Genomic DNA, 19,372 nt, shown 5'->3' on the forward strand with positions numbered 1-19,372 from the left:
GTCGAAAATAGTAAAATATTCTATATAAGTACCTTAAATACTTATACTAGAGATTGCAATAGAAAAAAACCTTCTAAATAAACTGAAAATCATGATATAAATGTAGTTTGTAGTGGGTTTGTATAGGAGGTAAAGCATAAAAAAATCAACAGAAATAAATTGAGATTTCCATATATCTACTTAAATGAAGCACTTATGGAAATCTCATTATTATTTTATCGCCTTGTTTAATATACTATTTTCTTAGTAATAATACCTCCATTTTCACCTTCAATTCTTACTAGTAAGACTTCTTGGGTATTTGGTAAAGTAGTAAATACGGTGTTGTTACTTCCTACTCCTTTTTGAGCAGCAAGTATTCTTCCTCGTATATCATATATAGTGACAGCCTTCATAATGGCATTACCTGTATTGATAAATAAACCTTGTGCATTTTTATAAACCACTACACTTTGTTCATTGAATATAGGAGTACTAGTTCCTAAAGCTTGAGTAGTATAACGTAATACAAATCGATCCTCAAAAGTACCTATTTCAGTAGCAAATGAGTAAGGACCTTCTCGTAAATCGTGTATTACATGAAGTACTTTATCTTCCAAATAAACATGTTGCTCAGTAAACAAACCATCAAATTGTGACATGGTAATAGTATAAGTACTAGCAATAGTTGATTTATAACACAAAGGTACCAAATCAGAAACTTGGAAAGGTAATGGTCTTCCTTGAATACTCAATTTACTTTGATCAACTTTAGTGTAAAGCGAAATAACATTACTTAATTCAACCAAATCTCCATCAAATAATCGGTCAAAACCTAATGTAGCCGTTTCAACATAAGCAACTAAGGCTTGTTTAAATGCTCCTTCTGTATTGCTAATATTCAACCAATAACGATGTTTTTCTAAATCACTTTGAAGAGTGGTATTTGAAGAAGTTCTATAAAAATTATCATTACCACTAGCTCTTCGCATAGCATTAGTAAATACGGCAGGACTAGTCAATAATCCTTTTACAAAAAACCCTTGTCCAGAAGATATATAACCATTTGGCTGAGTGATATTACCAGCACCATTGTTCGTAGAAGCTGTTCCTCCTGATAAGTTATAGGAAGAATAGTCCCCAGTAAGAGCATATTGACCACTGGCATTAATTGGTGTATTGTGTGTCCAGAAATATAAAGTCCCACTAATATTAGAATTTGCATTAATAAAATCATTAGCAAATAAAGAGCTTGGATATGGGTTTCCAATAAAATTGAATTGCCCAGCTCCTCCAATAATAGGAACTGAAATATTTCCATTATTAGGAACCCCTGCAAAAGGCGCTTGATAATTTAATGGCGTACCTGGATACAAATTGTAAGTAACGGGGGCTCTTATAATATAACCTTTCCCTACATCCATGGTTGTTGTCCCTGGACTTGATATGTAATGCCATGCTGTAGTATAATCTAAAAATAAACCAACAGGTGAATCAGGAGATACTGCTAATAAATTTTGAGGATTCACAGGAGTAGACCAATAAGTGTAATCAAACTTAAACAATGGAGAAGAAGTTTTCTTGAAGCTTATATTTCCTGTATTACCTCCATTATAAAAACCTACGGCATTAGTAACATTATTGCGTTGATACAAAGCAACATCTCGATTAGTAGAATCATCAAAAGTTAGAGTTCCTGAAGTAACAGCAACAGTATTTTCAACACTCAAAGTACCTTTGTCAAAAAGAACATTAGCACCATTAATTATAGAAACACTACAAGCAGATAAATTTCCTGTAGGACCTCCGTTAATTGAAGAAGTATAATTACTCTTGAACTCTGCTGAAGTAGTGGCATCCGGACCCGTTCCATTTGACCAAGCACCAGAGAACCAAGTGACTTTTGAAACAGTAACAGTAATAACATTAGAATCTTTAAAACAAACTCCATTACTAACTCTTGCTAAATAATAAGTAGTTACAGCTAAGCTTCCCATTTGAGCAGAAGTCAAAGTGGCCGAAGTAGCTCCCACAATATCCGTAAAAGTGACATTATCTGTTGAGGAACGCCATTGAATAGTACCAGAATAACCAGCCAATGTCAAATCAGAAGGTAACCCACCACAAATTGTTTGTGTCCCTGAGGCAGTTCCAACTGCCAATGGCACATAAGTTACATTTACCGTTTGATTGGTAGTACAAGTTCCCGAACTTCCTGATGTAGCAGTATAGGTCCTGTTGCTACTAGCAAAGGTATAAACTGTGGATGAGACAGCACCAGAATATTGGATTGTATGATTTATGTCGGTATATAATTCAGAACCTGCACCGTTTGGAGTCCAAACAATTTGAGCTGATTTATTCCCACTAACAACAACATTATCGATAGCCCAGTAATAGCCCCAACTAGCATCATATTTAAAACGTATTTTCAAATTAGTTTGTCCTAAATAAGCACTCAAGTTTATATTTACATTCACAAAAGCAGTTGAAGTACCCTGAGTAACGGTAGTGTAACTTTGTAAAGTAGTATAACTACCTCCTCCATTAGTAGATATTTCTACCAAAGCAGTAGATGGTGTCCAAGTTCTATAATAATGCCAAAAACTCAAATTAGCTGAAGTGTAATTCAATAAAGTAAAAACTGGTGACTCTAAAACAACACTTGTATTAGTCCCAGATCCCTGAGCATCAGAATCAGAAATTATAAATTGAGAGTTATCATTACTGTTAAACTGCGGTGGTCTACTATAATTATTAGGTTTAATAGTCCATAAAGGTTGTGGAGCTGGACTTGTTGTAACTGGATTAGATGCTCCAGAGGCGTTAGTTATTGTCCATGAAGTAGCCCCAGTTTCAAAGTTTTCAGAAAGAGCAACACTATTTGAAACTGTTCCCCCAGAAGCCGTAAGCAAAACGGCTGATCCTGTCTGACAAACTGTTGGACTAGCCGGAGTAATAATAACTGCTGATGGTGGTGGTGATGCTACATAGGTAAAAGTAGCACTATTTACAGAAAAAGGACTAGTTTTAATAGCATTTAAAGTATAAGTAGTTGTTGTTGCATTATTAAAAATCCAACCCGTCGTCTGATCCCCAGTAACACCTGCAGCTGGCGTCCATGCAAAAGTATCATAACTTGAAGCACCTGCTGTCAAAGTAATCAAAGGAGAATTAGCACTAATACATTGCGTACTAGTTGATGCAGACAATGTTAAAGGAGCTGGTGGTGCAGAAACATACAAATTATAATCTTCTACTTCTCCTCTACGAACTCCATTATTGGTAAACGAACATGGATTTGGACTAGTAGCCCAATAATCAATACAAACTCTAATTCTATAATTACCTATAGCAGTACCTACTGGCACTGTAATACTACCAGAAGCTGTTGATACATAGGCAGCAGTATTGTACATTCGCTCTCCAGCAGGGTAAGCGGCATTATTGAACACATTATCATTATTCCAATCAATCCAAATAGCAACTCCAACTGTTGGCCCTGCTATTAAAGTACTGAAATTAAAACTACTACCAGCTACTTGTGTTACTGACTGGCTGGTGTAATTAGCATAACCTGATGGAGATGCATAACCTGTAGAATTACTAATATTAGTTAGACCACCTGAAGTAGCAAAATTAGAAAGATAACTAGAGGCTGAATTTCCTGTCGGCGTACAATATCCAGCTGTATTTAAAGTGGTAAATGAAAAATATTGACTCCATAAACTGGAATCACCACCACCACATGAACTTCTGACCCAAAAATAGTATGTAGTATTAGGTGCTAAACCAGTTAAATTAACTCCATTAATACCACCAGCAAGCGTAGCCGAAGGGGCAGTCCCATTAGATAAAACAGTAGAAGCAGTTCCTGTTCCAGTACCAGCACCAGTAGCAACAAAATAAGTACCTACTGTATTACTACTTGCCCCTATCAACGTAAAGTTAGTGGTACCTAAAGAAACAATTTCATATTGAGTACCCACCACAAAACCACCAGCAGTTACAATCGGAACTGAAGCTGAAATGTTAGCCACTCCACTACCAGTTCCTGCAGCAGTTGCTGTAAAAGCAGTACCTAGAGTAAAAGCCTTGAAACTTTGTGACCCAAGAGTTTGAGAAATACTAACAGTATAAGTTCCTGTACCACCACTACCTGTACCAAAACCTGTAATAACAGTTCCTGGGGATATACCAGTACACCAAATAGCTTGTCCAATGGCTAAAGTACCACTTGTAACTGCGGTAACGTTCATTGTAGTACCACTAACAGATGCTGTAACAACAGCACTTGTCGTTGCACCTACTGTAGTAAAATCAGTAGATCCTACAAATGCAATTTGATAGGATGTTCCAATAGCAAATGAGCCTGCGCTTACAGCAGCTGAAGTAACATAATAAGAGTATCCTGGTGTAGCAGGTAATGGTGGTGAAGCCACTTGCCCCCATGTCACTGAAGCTGAAGTTCCTGTAATTGAATTAGCAGAAACCGAAGTAGGTCTAACACAATCAGAAGTAGTAATAGAAATGTCATCTAAATAAATCCTTCCCATAGCTAATGCTGAATAAGCTCTGAAACCAAAATAATAAACTTTTGTTGAAGGTGCTGTGAAAAGCACTATGTTAGAACTCCCTATACCTTTTATATTAGGATGACTGTCCAAAGGCAATAACATACTAGTAGAATTAGGTGCCAAGCCATACTTAACATCCATCTTATTTATAATAGTAGAACCATCAGTTCCTCCATAATTATAAGATAATCTGTAAGTTTGTCCCGCTGTTAAAGAGATACCTTCGGTATAAAACCAACTATCGGCATTAGCAACACCACTTTGTATGTACATTAAATGTGGAGTAGCATAACCTGAAGCGGCATCTGCCGGATTAGAAACCCCCCAAAGATTACCACTAAAAACTTGCCTAGCCGTACAAGTTGGAATAAAAGTATTAGCAGCACTAGAAAAATTTTGTGAATAAGGAACAGTCAAACCAGCACACAATGTTGCAAAAGGTCCCGCTGATGCCCAACTACTAAAAGATCCTCCTCCACAATCCGATCGAAGCCAAAAATAATAGTTAGAAGTACTAGGAGTTAATCCTGTAATATTAAAAGTAGTACCCGGAGCAGTAAGGGCTATACCTGAACCAGAAGGAGCAGTAGCCGAGTTGGATATAACATATTCATAATTGGTAGAACCACTTAAAGTAGCAGTCGCTGTATTAATCAAAACGTTAGAAACCGAAACTGTAGGTGCCGAACATGAAACTACTACTGGTGTCCAAGTAAACATCCTATTACAAGCTGCCGGTATAGTATTTGCCGATCCTGAAGCAGCTGTATAAACTTTGTCAGTTCTAGAAGTAGCTGTACCCATAGTAGATGGCGAAGTTGGCCATGGAATACTCGCTGGAGTAATACCATCCCAAAACAAAGCACTCGCATTAGTCATGTTTCCTACAGAACCCTCTGCACCACGCAATCCAATCTGACCATAAGCATCAACATTAAATTTAGCACCCTGTGTCAAATAACGCAACTGAACTACATTGGTCGTTTCATACAACCAAATTTGCATATTCATTTGACTATTATCTGAAGAGATACGTCTAAATCCTCTCCATTCTATTTGCATTATTCTATTTGGTGCAGTTCCGGAAACAAAATAAGAAACTGTATTACTGGCTGAATAAGAAGACACACTCAAATTAGTGGCATATGCAGCAATAGCACCTCCTGAACCTTCAGTAGTATTTAAGGGAGTATAGTTAGTTGTAGTTGGTGCCGAACCAAAAGTGATAAATCCATTAGAGGAAGCATAAAAAGAAGTCTGAGTGACATTGTTAAATTTAAATGCAAAATCAATTCCCCCCAAATTAGTATTAGAAGCAGCAAGTAAACTAACGGCAGCAGATACGTTATCGTCCCAAGGATTGGGATTCAAATCAATAATCGGAATTTTAGTGGCTCCTAAAGCAGCATAAATCGGAGAAATAGCAGTTTGTGTTACGGTATAGTTTGCAGCTAAATTTTGAGCATGTAGTGTACTCAAAGAAGACAAAAGCACCATCAAAACTAATAAATACTTACAAAACGAATAGGAAGTTTCAAATGTATTCTTTACGAATTGGGATAGTAATTTTTTTTTCATTCTTATTTTTTTTTTGACATTATATAAGATAACAAAAACAAGAGGTTATCTTAAGGTTAAGGATATAAAAATACATCTTAAAAATATAGTAGCAAGCGTTTGGTAACCAAAAAACAACGTTTTTCGACAAACTGTAAAAAGCATCGACAAAAGCAGTATAAATAAGCCTATGTATCGACTTATTGCTCCCTATTGATGCACAATACAACACCCAAAAGGGTATTATTGTTACTAAAATGTTACCAAATTTAGCTTTTTTTACAAAAAAAACGCGTGCTAAAGTAATAAAATGTGAACATTTTACAACTTTTGTTAATAAATTACTTTGAATGTCAGTATTATAGCATTTTTTAAGCATACCCACAACTCACAATTTACCATTCACCACCCACCATTCACCATTAAAAATTAACCATTCGTCATCCAAAATTAACCATTCGCCATCAAAAATTCACCATTCGCAATTCACAATTCACAATTAATCATTCAAAATTCACCATTCAAAATTCACCATTCACAATTAATCATTCACCATCCAGAACTATTCCTACAACTTTGGCACAGTATTTGGTAATAGCTATTTGTGAAATAATTCACAATAACTTATTAATCAATAGAAAACATGAAAAAAAGTGTAAAAACAAACAGTTCAAAATCCGAAACTAGTAGAACTTCGGTAAGCGAAACAGGTCACATCAAAAACGTAGCCCTTTTCGAAACACTATTGGCATTTTGTAACGGGTATGGTGAGGACTATAACCCTGCAAACAGCGACCTTCTTATTAGCAACTTACAAGCTAAGTACGACAAATCAAGACAAAAACTAAAAGTAGTCAAAGACACCAAACAACCTTACGACTCAGTGGTTGGAGAAAGACAAATGCTGTTCAAACCAATAAAACCATACGGTACCAGAGTCATCAACGCACTTATTGCACAAAAAGCACCGGCTACAGTGGTAAAAGACGCCAGAACCATCATCCGAAAGTTAACCGGAAAAAGAGCCGATAATACACCAAAGGATGACTCAGAACAAAATCAAATATCGGTGTCCCAACAAAGCTTCGACCGCCTAGTGGATAATTTCGAAGAATTAGTAGTACTAGCACAAACGGAAGGAACCTATAATCCAAACGAAGCCGACTTAAAAACAACAGCTTTACAAAGCTACCTTGACAGTCTAAATGCAATAAACACCCGAGTAAGAAACGCTTTAGTCCCTTACAGCAAAGCCCTAATAGCAAGGGATAAAGAACTCTACGATTCCGAAATTGGTCTAGTGGACTTGGCTTTCGAAGTAAAAAAATACATAAAATCAGTATTCGGAGCCTCCTCCAGAGAATACCGTCAAATAAGCGGGTTAAGATTTACTAAACCCAACAAAGACTAAAATTTAAAATCTTATTTAACCTAAAGAGTTTCCATCGCGAAACTCTTTTTTTATGGAATATAAATCGCAAACATGTAAATTCAGTTGTCTTTCCCGCGAAGGCGGGAAACCAAAAATGCGACAAAATTCAATAGAGTGTTAAAGCATCCTGCAAGAGTGTGGAACCGTCCTGCAAGAGTGTTGAAGCATCCTGCAAAAGTGTTGACCCATCCTGCAAGAGTGTTGAAGCATCCTGCAAAAGTGTTGAACCATCCTGCAAGAGTGTTGAACCACCCTGCAAGAGTGTTGAGGCATCCGGTAAAAGTGTTGAACCATCCTGCAAGAGTGTTAAACCATCCTGTAAAAGATAAAAAAGAAATCCCCATCAAATGACAGGGAATACCTTTTTATATAATAAAGTCTTTTAAAAATATTAACGAACCACTTTCTTAGTAACCTTAAGTCCATCAACAGTAGTAATCTCAACTAACAAAACCTCATTAGTCATACCTATGTTAAACTGAGTTTGTGAAGCATTAATAGCTGATTTATCCAATAATAATCGGCCTCTAATATCAAATACCTTAACGGTAGCCATGTCAAAAACACCCGTTGAAATCACAAAATTACCTTCTGTATTTTTATAAATTACAACAGAATGTTCAGTAAATTCATTAGAAGGTATTCCTAAAGTACTATCCGTATATTTTAATACAAATCGAGTATCAAAAGTTCCAATACCAGTAGTAAAAGTATAAGGACCTGTTTTCAAATCGTGTACTATATTTAGTTCTTTGTCTTCTAAATATACTTTCTGATCCACAAACAAACCATCAAAATTAGACAATGCAATAGTATAAGTTGTATTAATTGTCGACTTATAACCTAAAGGAACAATGTCGTTAACATCAAATGGCAAAGGACGTCCCTGAATACCTAATTTAGTATTTTGTCCAATGGTATAAAGGTTGATAACATTTCCAGCATCTACCATATCTCCATCAAACAAACGATCCAAACCAAGAGTTGCCCCATCAGCATATCCTACCAAGGTTTGCTTATAGGCTCCTTGAGTATTGGTTATATCTAACCAGTATCTGTGTTTTTCAATGTCAGTAGTTGTAATAGTATTAGCTGCAGGAGATACCATTCTAAAAAACTGATCGTTGTTACCTGTCATACGCATACTGTTTTTAAAAGTAGCTGTCCCGCTAGACAATCCCTTGATAAAAAATCCTTGTCCTGACGCAATTTTACCATTAGGCACTGAAACATTTGCCCCAGCGTTAGTAGCTGCCCTAGTACCCGTTCCTCCTAAATAATTATAAACTGCATAATCACTTCCCGAATATTGATAAGATGCATTTAAGGGTGTATTGTGTGTCCATAAATAAATAGTTCCACTCAAAGTGGCCGCATTAGCAGCATCTAATAAAAAGGCATCCGCAGAAAGCGCACTCGGATAAGGATTACCCAATAAATTAAACTGACTTGCTCCTCCTGTTACAGGTATAGTAATAGTTCCAGTATTAGGAACTCCTATAAAACTAGCTGTAAAAGGGGTTGGTGAACCAGGAAACCCTATAGCATAAGTAGTTGGCGCTCTAAAAATATATCCTTTACCTGGTACCATAACCGTTGTACTAGGACTAGAAATATATTGCCAAGCGTTTGTAGCCGAATTAAACTGAAGGAATAAATTAGCCGGTGATGATGGAGATACATTAAATAAAATTTGAGGGCTTACCGGTGTCGACCAATAAGTATAATCAAATTTAAACAATCCAGTAGTGGTTCTATTGTAAGTAATATTTCCTGAGTTCGTTATGGCAACACCATTATTATCTAAAACATTTACTTGAACTAAACTAGAATTATTATCAAAACTAAGAGATCCCGCAGTAACTTTTACATTATTTTGAACGGTTAAAGTATGCCCCGTATTAAAAGTAACAGCTCCCGAAGTTATCTCAACAGAGCAAGCTTGCAAATCTCCTGTAGAGCTATAATTTCCATTAAAGACTGCCTTGAGCGTAGAATTTGGAGTACCATTACTCCATGCTGAACCATTCCAAATAGTAGTTGGAAAACTAACTAAAACAGAACCCGAATAAACAGCAGGACAAGAGCCACTTTGAAGTACCACTCTATAATAGCGATCACCTGTGTAGGTTCCAATTAATGCGGCTGATAAAGTATTAGTAGTATTAGCAATGGTGGTCAATCCTACTGTAAAAGTGGCATTAGTAGCATATTCCCATCTAACTATAGTACCTGTATACCCAGACAATACTAAACTATTAGGTGTAAATGCTCCACAGATGGTTTGGTTCCCTGAAAGCGTACCAGTAGTGACACTTGGAGTAACCGTTATTACAGAAGTATTACTTGTAAAACATCCATTGGATCCTAAAGCTGTACCTGTATAAGTAATGGTTGCATTTGGCTTAGCATATACAACTCCAGCAGGTGTTCCTGCGATATATGGAGTAGATGCTGTAACATCAAAATATAAATCAGTAGCAGGAGACCAATTTACTTCTAAAGCTAGGTTTCCTGTAATTAATACATTATCTACTGCCCATCCATAATCATATGTGGCATCATAATAAAATCTAATCTTTACATTAGAGTTTCCTAATAAACTTGATAAATTCACTGTAGTATTAACAAAACCACTAGAGGTACCTTGCGAAGCAATTTGTGTAAGCATAGTAACCCATGTAGTTCCTCCATCAATGGAAGCTTCAACTCTAGCCCTATTCCCTCCAATATATCTTAAATACTGCCAAAAACTCAATGAGGCAGTAGTGTATCCCGCTAAATTAAATGAGGGAGATATTAAGTATGTCTTAGTGGCATTAGTACTTGGCGGACCTTGTGCATCAGAATCGGTAAAATAAAACTGGGAAGCATCATTACTACTAAAAGTCCTATTCCAATTGGCACTACTAGCAAAATAAGGACTATTGGTTAAGGTCCAAGCCGCTAAAGAAGGATTACCACCAGCAGAGTTATTTACAGTAGTCCAATTGTTAGTGGCACCATTAAAATTCTCACTAAGTATTGTAGAAGCCGTTGCGGCAGCTAAACTTGCTGTTAAAGGCTGAATAACACCTTGACAAATGGTAACACTAGCGGGTGCTAAACTAATAGCTGGTGGTTGAGCTTTGACATTTACTGTATAGGTAATTAAAGAAGCACATAAACTACCAGACGTTTGTGTAGCTGTTAGGGAATAAGTAGTGGTTATTGTCGGATTAAAAGTAAATCCCGTAGCTAACGAACCTGAAATCCCAGTATTAGGTGACCATACAAAATTGTTGTAGGCACCATAACCAGAAACAGTAACTAGAGGTGTTGTTTCTCCATAACATATAGTTGCAGTTGATGAACTAAATGATAGTAGTGGCGCAGTAGTTATATTAGCATTAACTGGTGTTAATAATGATTTACAAACATTAGAAAATTTCCAGTTGTAAGCATACAAATAAAAAGTATTATCATAATCATTACCTGTAATGTTTGCATTAGTGGAGGTAAATGGATAAGATGTAGTGTCAACATTGATAACTAAACCTGCAGTTGGCAACGTATCCATATTCAAAAAGTAATTCCCAGGAGTCAAACTTATTGCCAAAGTAATGGTTTGTGGAGTATTACCCCCACCTACATTGGTAACATAGTTATAAGTTCCTATAATATTACTTGAAGCATTAAGAATATAAATCACGCCATTTTGACCGGCAACCATTGGATAAATATCAAAAGACTGAAAAACAGTAGTATTAAAAACAGAAAAACCAATATTAGCAGGATTGGATTGAACTCCTAAGGAGCCTCCTTCTGTTAAAGGTGAAAAAGGTCCAACAACTTCGAGACCTCCATTAACTTTAGATCGAGCATAGTAAGTCTTAGTAGCAAAAAGTGTTGGTGTCACAAAACTAGTTCCTGTTCCAACTAAAATTGTTCCTGTGGGCTCTGAATACCATTCAATAATTGATCCTGATGTACCTGTAGCAGTTAGTGTAGCAGAGCCCCCACCACACAATGTTCCATTTGTTACTGTTAAATAGGCTGGCACATCACAGTCAGTAGTAAAAGTTTCTAAAAGACTCCATTCACTTCTATCTGTTCCTCCACAATTACCTCGAACCCAAACATAATAAAGTGTAGCTGACAGTAATCCTGTAATATTTGCAGTAGTAATTCCAGCACCAACAGAGCCTGTAGGAGTTACAGAATTACTTGGAGTAGTATTGGAAGTACTTACATAATAATTATACCCATTTGCAGGAGGCGGTACACTAGCATCCCAAGTTAAAGTAGCTGTTGTAACACCTACACTAGTCACAGAAAGATTGGTGGGTTCAAAACAAGTTGGAGATACAATAACACTTATATCATCAATCAAAATTTTACTTTGATTAGCAAAACTAAAACCTTGAAAACCTATATAATAAATATCATTAGTGACTGGGGTAAAATCAGCTATGGCTGTTTGATAGGCCGTATTAATAAAATTAGATAAATTCAATATCGTAAAATTCATATTAGCCACAGTAGCGCTAGATCCAAGTCTAACTCTAAGATTTTCTGTTGAAGAACCGGCATTAGCGGTATTATATTTAAATTTTAATCGATAAGTTACACCCCCTGTTAAATTCAATCCAGGCATAAAAAACCAATCGTCACTATTCACTCCTGAACTTGTATTTAATTGATAAGCATTGGGAGAAGAAGACGCTAAGGCATTTTGAACTTGCCAAGTAATCGCATCAAGATTATCATTTACGACAGTAAAGCAATTGGGTAATGTGGCTATAGGTGTTGTATCAAAATTTTGGGAATAAGGTATTGGATAAGCCCCACATAAGGTTGTGGCTGTACCTAAACTACTGTCTGTTCCACAACTTATACCAATAGCACGAACTCTAAAATAGTATGTTGTTAACGGATTTAATCCCGAAACTACAATACTTGTTGCTCCAGCTGAAGAAAAATTGGTATAAGTAGGTAAAATAGAGGAAAAAGTATTGGTGGTAGAAACATCTATTTGATAATCTGTAGCACCTACAACTGGACTCCAAGATGCTGTAAATGAATTACCATCCACATTTGAAGAAGACACACTACTTGTAGCAGTAAGACATGTTGCTTTTGATGCATTTAAAATACCACTCATTTTATAAATTGGCCCTCCAGAACAACCAGCATTATATGGAATTACCCAATAATAATACATTGTATTAGGTGTCAAACCTGTTTGCGTAAAAGAAGTAGCATTAGAATTACTTAATACAGTATAAATCCCACTAATCAAATCATTTACTGACCAATAAACACGATTTGGTATATCTATATTAGTTGGGGTAGTATTAACGGTACTTCTTAAAACTAAATAGTTAGTTGGAGCTGGTGCGGCTGCTGCAAAACTATTTCCAACAAAAGTTGTTGAAGTAACACTAGTACTTCCTATTACCAAACTTGTTGGACTAACTGTTGGAGTACTACATAGCAAGGAAGGTGTATACGTATATTCTAATCCATCATTGGGATATTCCGTAACACTGGTTCTTACAGTACTTGAATTGGCGGTTCCACTAATCGTTTTACCAGACCATGGTAAATTAGTATTTGCGCCATTTTGGAGACGATTATTAATATTCCCTTGTAAGAAATCGTTAGTAGCACCACGAATACCTACCTGACCATTATAAACAGTGGGGTCACTAGGAACACAAAGCCCATAAGATATCTTTATAACATTGGTCGATTCGAATAATTGAATTTGAAAATTATAATTTCCTGTCGCTACTTTTCTTCTTGCATTAGTCCATTGCACCACAAAAATTCTGTTAGGAGCTGAGCCAATAGTGTTGTAAACAATATTATCTGTTGGAGTTCCTGATATTAAATCCATACCAAGAGCAGCAATGGTTCCACCATTTGTAAATGTAGTTGCAACACTCAGAGGCAAATAATTATTAGAGGCCGGCTGGACACCAAAAGACAAAAATCCATTAGGACTTATATAACATTGCGTTTGATTAACACCATCATAGGTAAACGTAAAACCAATAGGAGCTGTAAAAGCAGCGCCTGATGTATGATCATCCCATGGTGCAGTATAAGCAATGGATGATGTAGCTAAAGGAGTATAACTAGTTATTGATTCGCTAAAGCTATAGGTTGAAACCTGAGCAAAACAAAGTTGGTTAAATAAGGAAAATAACAACGCAATAAAAAAAACAAATAACTGCTTTTTTTTACTTAAGGTTGTATTTGGGGTACTTTTACTACTCATTTGTTTCTCTAAAATCATTTCCAAAAAATACTGAAGGAAACCAACTTCTTATTCGTAATTAAATTAAAATCATCACTATACGTCTCACATAAGGTTGTAAATATATAGGAAATCTTTAAAAAAAAAGTGTTTGGAATCTAAATTTTATTTAAAATCGTTGAAATGTTAAATTAATTCGATTAGGGTCGTGCTTAAATTGTTATAATTCTTATGTTTTTAGTCAATAAATTAAAATCCATAAAAATGAAACCAGCAGTTTATTTATCTTTGAAAAAAAACTTTACAATGAATCAAAATGTAATACTAAACCATCAAGAACTAGAACACAAAATTAAAAGAATATCCTATCAAATTTTTGAAACTTTCTCAGATGAAAATGAAATTGTTTTAGCAGGAATAGCAAGCAATGGGTTTATTTTAGCAGAAAAAATAAGTAGTATTCTAAGCTCAATATCCGATTTGAATATAACTTTGTGTGAAGTGAAAATTGACAAATCAAATCCTTTTAATACCGTAACAACATCAATTTCAAAAGAAGTTTACACCAACAAAGGAATAGTTGTCATAGATGATGTTTTAAACTCAGGGTCAACACTTATATATGGCGTCAAACATTTCTTAGACGTTCCTGTTAAAAAAATAAAAACAGCGGTCTTAGTTGATCGAAATCATAAAAAGTTTCCTGTGAAAGTTGATTTTAAAGGGATTTCATTTTCAACATCGCTCAAAGAACATGTTCATGTCGTTTTTGAAAAAAATAACAACTACGCTTATCTAGTGTAACAATTCAAGGATTTCTTTTACTATACTTTCCTGATCTTTATTATCAATCAAAACAGTACAAGTGGCCTGATTGTAAAAATAACTTCTTTCGAATAGGTGTTTAGCAACAAACTCTTTTAACTCTTCCTCAGATTTATGAGCAACTAGTGGTCTATCCATTTTTCCATTTCTAAGTCTCTCAAAAATTGTTTCTATAGATGCTTTTAGATAAATTGAAATACAATTTTCTCCATTTAAAAATAAATGATTATTAGCATAACAAGGAGTCCCTCCGCCTGTACTAATAATTATATTTTCATCGTTCTCTAGAATTTCTTTGAATAGTTCATGTTCTAATTTCCTGAAATAAATTTCTCCTTTCAATTCAAAAATTTGATTGATAGTTAAATTCATTTTTTTTTCGATTAATTTATCTAAGTCGACCGTTCTAAAATCAATTTTTTTAGCTAATAATTGTGCAATTGTGGTCTTGCCAACAGCCATATAACCCACTAAAATTATTTTTTGCATAGCAATAAAACCTTATAAATTAAGCCATTAAGACCCATTGTCAAAAAAAGGTAAATTTATAATAAAATTGCTTTGAAATATAAATAATAAGGTCTTATATTTGCACCCGCATTGAAGAAAGGTTAATGACTTGATAGCTCAGTTGGTAGAGCACATCACTTTTAATGATGGGGTCCTGGGTTCGAGCCCCAGTCAGGTCACAATTTTTTTTCCATTTCTTTGATGCTATGACTTGATAGCTCAGTTGGTAGAGCACATCACTTTTAATGATGGGGTCCTGGGTTCGAGCCCCAGTCAGGTCACAAAAAGTCGAACAGAAGTGTTTGACTTTTTTTTGTTTTAGGCCACGTGGAGAAACGGTAGACTTGCCATCTTGAGGGGGTGGTGCTCGTAAGGGCGTGTGGGTTCAAATCCCACCGTGGTCACATTTTTAAAGAGTGAATTCTATTGAGTTCACTCTTTTTTTTTGAAGTTTATTATTCAAAACTATGTTTGTAAACTTATTTTGTTAATTTTGTTTAACAAAATGAAATAAAACATGAACAATGTTAAAAGTGTTTTCAGTATAAAAGATTTAGAGAATATTTCTGGAATCAAAGCACATACTATAAGAATATGGGAGAAAAGATATGCCATTCTTGAACCCATGAGAACCGAAACCAATATTCGATTATACGATTTAGAGAGTCTTCAAAAATTACTAAACATAACCCTATTACACAAACATGGTTATAAAATTTCGAATATTTCCAAACTCTCTAATGAAAGAATTCCAGAATTAGTGAACGAAATTATATCTGACAAAAGCGCAAAACATCATGCCATAAGTTCTTTCAAAATGGCTATGATGAATTTTGATCATACCTTGTTTTTCAATACTTACAATAAATTACTATCTGAAAAATCATTTAGAAGTGTTTTTTATGAAGTCTTTATCCCACTATTAGAAGAAATTGGGTTATTATGGCAAGCTGGCACTGTAAGTCCTGCACATGAACACTTTATTTCTTATTTAATAAAGCAAAAGCTTTTGATTAATACTGAAATGGTTCAAATAAAAGAACCTGTTAATAAGGATACTGTTTTTATCTTATACCTACCAATGAATGAGATTCATGAATTAGGATTAATGTATCTCAATTATGAAATTTTAAGTCATGGGTATAAAAGTATTTATCTAGGGGAAAGTGTGCCAACAGATAGTTTAAGAGATGTTAAAAAGTATTTCGACAACATAACTTATATATGTTACACTACTGTAGAACCCAATAAAGAACATATAAATCCCTACATTAAAGAAATTAGTGAAGAAATATTAGACGAGACCTCCAAATTCTGGCTTATCGGAAGAATGATTCATAACATAGACAATAGGCTAATCTCAGGAAAAATTAGTATCTTTAGCTCCATAAAAGAGTTGGTTGATAATTTATAATATAAAAAGATTTTTTATTGTTTAGCTTTTTTGTAGTTTTGTTAAACAATATGAAAAAAGAAATCAAAATAATTGGCTCAGGCTTTTCGTCATTAGCGGCTGCATGCTATCTTGCCAAAGAAGGTAACTATGTAGAAGTCTACGAAAAAAATAACACTATTGGCGGAAGAGCACGTCAACTTAAAAAAGAAGGATTTACTTTTGATATAGGGCCAACATGGTACTGGATGCCTGACGTGTTTGAAAGATTCTTTGCCGATTTTGGCAAAAAACCTTCCGATTATTATCAACTGATAAAATTATCTCCAGCGTATCAAGTGTACTTTGGTATCAACAATTTTGTCACTATTGCCGATAACCTATCCGAAATCATAACAACATTCGAAAGTATAGAAAAAGGAAGCGGACGAAAATTGGAGGCTTTTATGAAAGAAGCTCAAAGCAATTATGATATTGCTATCAAAGATTTAGTCTATCGTCCCGGTGTTTCTCCTTTGGAATTAATCACTCTTGAAACGGCAAAAAAAGTAAATCAGTTCTTTGGTAATATTTCCAAAGACATCCGAAGACGTTTCACCAATACCCAACTGATACAAATACTTGAATTTCCTGTACTTTTCCTTGGAGCAAAGCCTTCAGACACTCCCTCCTTTTACAGTTTCATGAATTTTGCTGATTTTGGTTTGGGCACATGGCATCCAAAAAACGGTATGTACAGCGTCATTTTAGCTATGGAAAAATTAGCCAAAGAACTAGGTGTTGCAATACATACGGATTCAAATATCGAAAAAATTATAGTAGAAAATGGAGTTGCTAATGCTATTGTTGTAAATGGCAAAAGTATAAAAGGGGATATTATTTTAAGTGGTGCCGATTACCATCATAGTGAAACATTATTAGAGGAAAAGTATCGAGGCTATTCGGAAAAGTATTGGGAGAATAGAACTTTTGCCCCCTCCTCACTCCTATTTTATGTTGGTTTTGATAAAAAAATTGAAAATGTAGAACATCATACCTTATTTTTTGATGTTGATTTTGATGTTCATGCTCAAGACATTTATGATACTCCAAAATGGCCAGACGAACCTTTATTCTATGCTAGTTTCCCTTCAAAAACAGATGCTGATGTAGCTCCTAGTGGAAAAGAAGCTGGAATATTTTTAATTCCACTCGCACCCGGTCTAGAAGATACTCCCGAATTAAGGGAAGCCTATTTTGAGAAGATAATTTCAAGATTTGAAAAATTGACACAGCAATCTCTAAAAGATAATATCTTATTCAAGGAATCCTTTTGTTTAAATGATTTTATTAAAGATTATAATTCGTACAAAGGAAATGCCTATGGATTAGCCAATACTTTATTACAAACTGCCTTTTTAAGACCTAAATTGAAAAGTAAGAAAGTAAAAAATCTCTTTTTTACAGGACAATTGACAGTTCCAGGGCCTGGAGTTCCTCCTGCTTTGATATCGGGAAAACTTGTATCTGAACTTATCGAAAAAAAAACTAACTTTACAACAATATGAAATCACTATTTGATAAAATATCCTTCGATTGTAGTAAAAACGTAACTAAATCTTATAGTACTTCGTTTTCTTCTGCTGTAAAAATGTTGGCTCCTAACATTCGTCAGGACATATATAATATTTATGGATTTGTTCGTTTTGCTGATGAAATAGTGGATTCTTTTCATGACTATAACAAAGAATATTTATTTGAGATGTTTGAAAAGGATTTGACTAGTGCCTTAGAAAATAAAATCAGTTTAAATCCTGTACTGAATTCCTTTCAACATACCGTTCATAAATATAATATTCCACAAACGATGATCGCTGCTTTTATGAAAAGCATGCAATTAGATTTACACAAAAGTGAATATAAAACCTTTGATGAATACAACGAATATATCTATGGCTCTGCTGATGTAGTGGGACTTATGTGTTTGAAAGTGTTTGTAAATGGCGATGACACTAAGTTTAATGAATTAGAACATGCAGCAATGCGATTAGGTTCGGCTTTTCAAAAAGTAAACTTTCTTCGCGACCTAAAAGCAGATTACGAAGATTTGAATAGAACGTATTTTCCCAATACAGATTTATCACGTTTAGATGAAGAGTCTAAACAAGCTATTATAAAAGAAATTGAAGCTGATTTTCATGCTGGTTTTGAAGGGATTTTAAAACTGCCTTTAGAAGCCAAATTTGGTGTTTACACCGCTTATGTTTACTACAAGAAGTTATTATCTAAATTAAAAAAGACCCCATCTCTAGAAATTAAGAATACTAGAATCCGTGTTCCTGATTATCAAAAAATTGGACTTTTAGCTAGATGTTACGTTAATTATCGATTAAACTTATTATAACCTATTATGGCTCTCCAAATTATTGTTTTTATACTTACTTTTTGCATCATGGAATTTATGGCTTGGTTTACTCATAAATACATCATGCATGGATTTTTATGGGTTTTACATGCAGATCATCACAAGAAAGACCATGACTCTTGGTTTGAGCGTAATGATGCTTTTTTTATTTTTTATGCTGTTGTAAGTATTACTTGTTTTTTACTTTGGCAAAAAGGTATTTTTGAATTAGGAATTGCCGTTGGACTTGGAATTTTCGCCTACGGTGTAGCCTATTTTATTGTTCATGATATCTTTATCCATCAACGTTTTAAACTATTCAGAAACGCTAATAACCTCTATGCAAAAGGGGTTAGAAGAGCTCACAAAATGCATCACAAACATATTGGAAAAGGAGATGGAGAATGTTTCGGTATGTTATTTGTCCCTTTTAAATATTTTAAAAAATAAGAAAGTCCCGATATAATCGGGA

10 protein-coding genes and 3 tRNA genes are annotated in these 19,372 nt (G+C 34.8%); 10 read left to right on the top strand and 3 right to left on the bottom strand.

All coding sequences use genetic code 11. The features are described from left to right. Positions 1-227 precede the first annotated feature (227 nt). Positions 228-6,134: a GEVED domain-containing protein gene (locus tag OLM53_RS05615; RefSeq protein ID WP_264522066.1), complete on the bottom strand. Its 5,907-nt coding sequence runs from the start codon at positions 6,132-6,134 to the stop codon at positions 228-230. Between the two features lie 622 nt (positions 6,135-6,756). On the opposite strand from OLM53_RS05615, the gene OLM53_RS05620 reads away from it, so the two are divergent. Both OLM53_RS05620 and OLM53_RS05625 read left to right on the top strand, forming a co-directional pair. Then, complete coding sequence (locus tag OLM53_RS05620) at positions 6,757-7,524, top strand: hypothetical protein (RefSeq protein ID WP_264522067.1); 768 nt, start codon at positions 6,757-6,759, stop codon at positions 7,522-7,524. A gap of 135 nt (positions 7,525-7,659) precedes the next feature. Further along, positions 7,660-7,896 carry a hypothetical protein gene (locus tag OLM53_RS05625; RefSeq protein ID WP_264522068.1) on the top strand — a complete coding sequence of 79 codons (237 nt, stop codon included), beginning with the start codon at positions 7,660-7,662 and terminating at the stop codon, positions 7,894-7,896. A gap of 40 nt (positions 7,897-7,936) precedes the next feature. On the opposite strand, the gene OLM53_RS05630 is transcribed toward OLM53_RS05625, so the two are convergent. After that, positions 7,937-13,810 (bottom strand): fibronectin type III domain-containing protein, encoded by a 5,874-nt coding sequence (locus OLM53_RS05630; protein ID WP_264522069.1) that lies wholly within the window; start codon positions 13,808-13,810, stop codon positions 7,937-7,939. Positions 13,811-14,095: 285 nt separating this feature from the next. On the opposite strand from OLM53_RS05630, the gene OLM53_RS05635 reads away from it, so the two are divergent. Further along, positions 14,096-14,593 carry a phosphoribosyltransferase domain-containing protein gene (locus OLM53_RS05635; protein WP_264522423.1) on the top strand — a complete coding sequence of 166 codons (498 nt, stop codon included), beginning with the start codon at positions 14,096-14,098 and terminating at the stop codon, positions 14,591-14,593. On the opposite strand, the gene OLM53_RS05640 is transcribed toward OLM53_RS05635, so the two are convergent. Beyond that, on the bottom strand, positions 14,585-15,103 hold the full coding sequence (locus OLM53_RS05640; protein WP_264522070.1) for a shikimate kinase: 519 nt from the start codon (positions 15,101-15,103) through the stop codon (positions 14,585-14,587). The two genes, OLM53_RS05635 and OLM53_RS05640, sit on opposite strands and share 9 nt — an antisense overlap. A 127-nt stretch (positions 15,104-15,230) precedes the next feature. On the opposite strand from OLM53_RS05640, the gene OLM53_RS05645 reads away from it, so the two are divergent. From OLM53_RS05645 to OLM53_RS05675, 7 genes are all read left to right on the top strand, one after another. Then, positions 15,231-15,303 (top strand) — tRNA-Lys (locus tag OLM53_RS05645). 29 nt (positions 15,304-15,332) lie between these two features. Then, positions 15,333-15,405, top strand: a tRNA-Lys gene (locus OLM53_RS05650). A 40-nt stretch (positions 15,406-15,445) separates the two neighbouring features. Beyond that, positions 15,446-15,528: transfer RNA gene (locus OLM53_RS05655), tRNA-Leu, on the top strand. Positions 15,529-15,641: 113 nt separating this feature from the next. Further along, positions 15,642-16,538 carry a MerR family transcriptional regulator gene (locus tag OLM53_RS05660; protein ID WP_264522071.1) on the top strand — a complete coding sequence of 299 codons (897 nt, stop codon included), beginning with the start codon at positions 15,642-15,644 and terminating at the stop codon, positions 16,536-16,538. A 50-nt stretch (positions 16,539-16,588) separates the two neighbouring features. Continuing rightward, on the top strand, positions 16,589-18,064 hold the full coding sequence (locus OLM53_RS05665) for a phytoene desaturase family protein (protein WP_264522072.1): 1,476 nt from the start codon (positions 16,589-16,591) through the stop codon (positions 18,062-18,064). Further along, a complete protein-coding gene (locus tag OLM53_RS05670; protein ID WP_264522073.1) occupies positions 18,061-18,900 on the top strand; it encodes a phytoene/squalene synthase family protein in 840 nt (279 codons plus the stop codon). Before OLM53_RS05665 ends, OLM53_RS05670 begins: the two co-directional genes overlap by 4 nt. Before the next feature lie 6 nt (positions 18,901-18,906). Beyond that, complete coding sequence (locus tag OLM53_RS05675) at positions 18,907-19,350, top strand: sterol desaturase family protein (protein WP_264522074.1); 444 nt, start codon at positions 18,907-18,909, stop codon at positions 19,348-19,350. Positions 19,351-19,372 lie beyond the last annotated feature (22 nt).

Origin of the sequence: Flavobacterium sp. N1994, assembly GCF_025947145.1 — a bacterium.
Lineage (GTDB): Bacteria > Bacteroidota > Bacteroidia > Flavobacteriales > Flavobacteriaceae > Flavobacterium.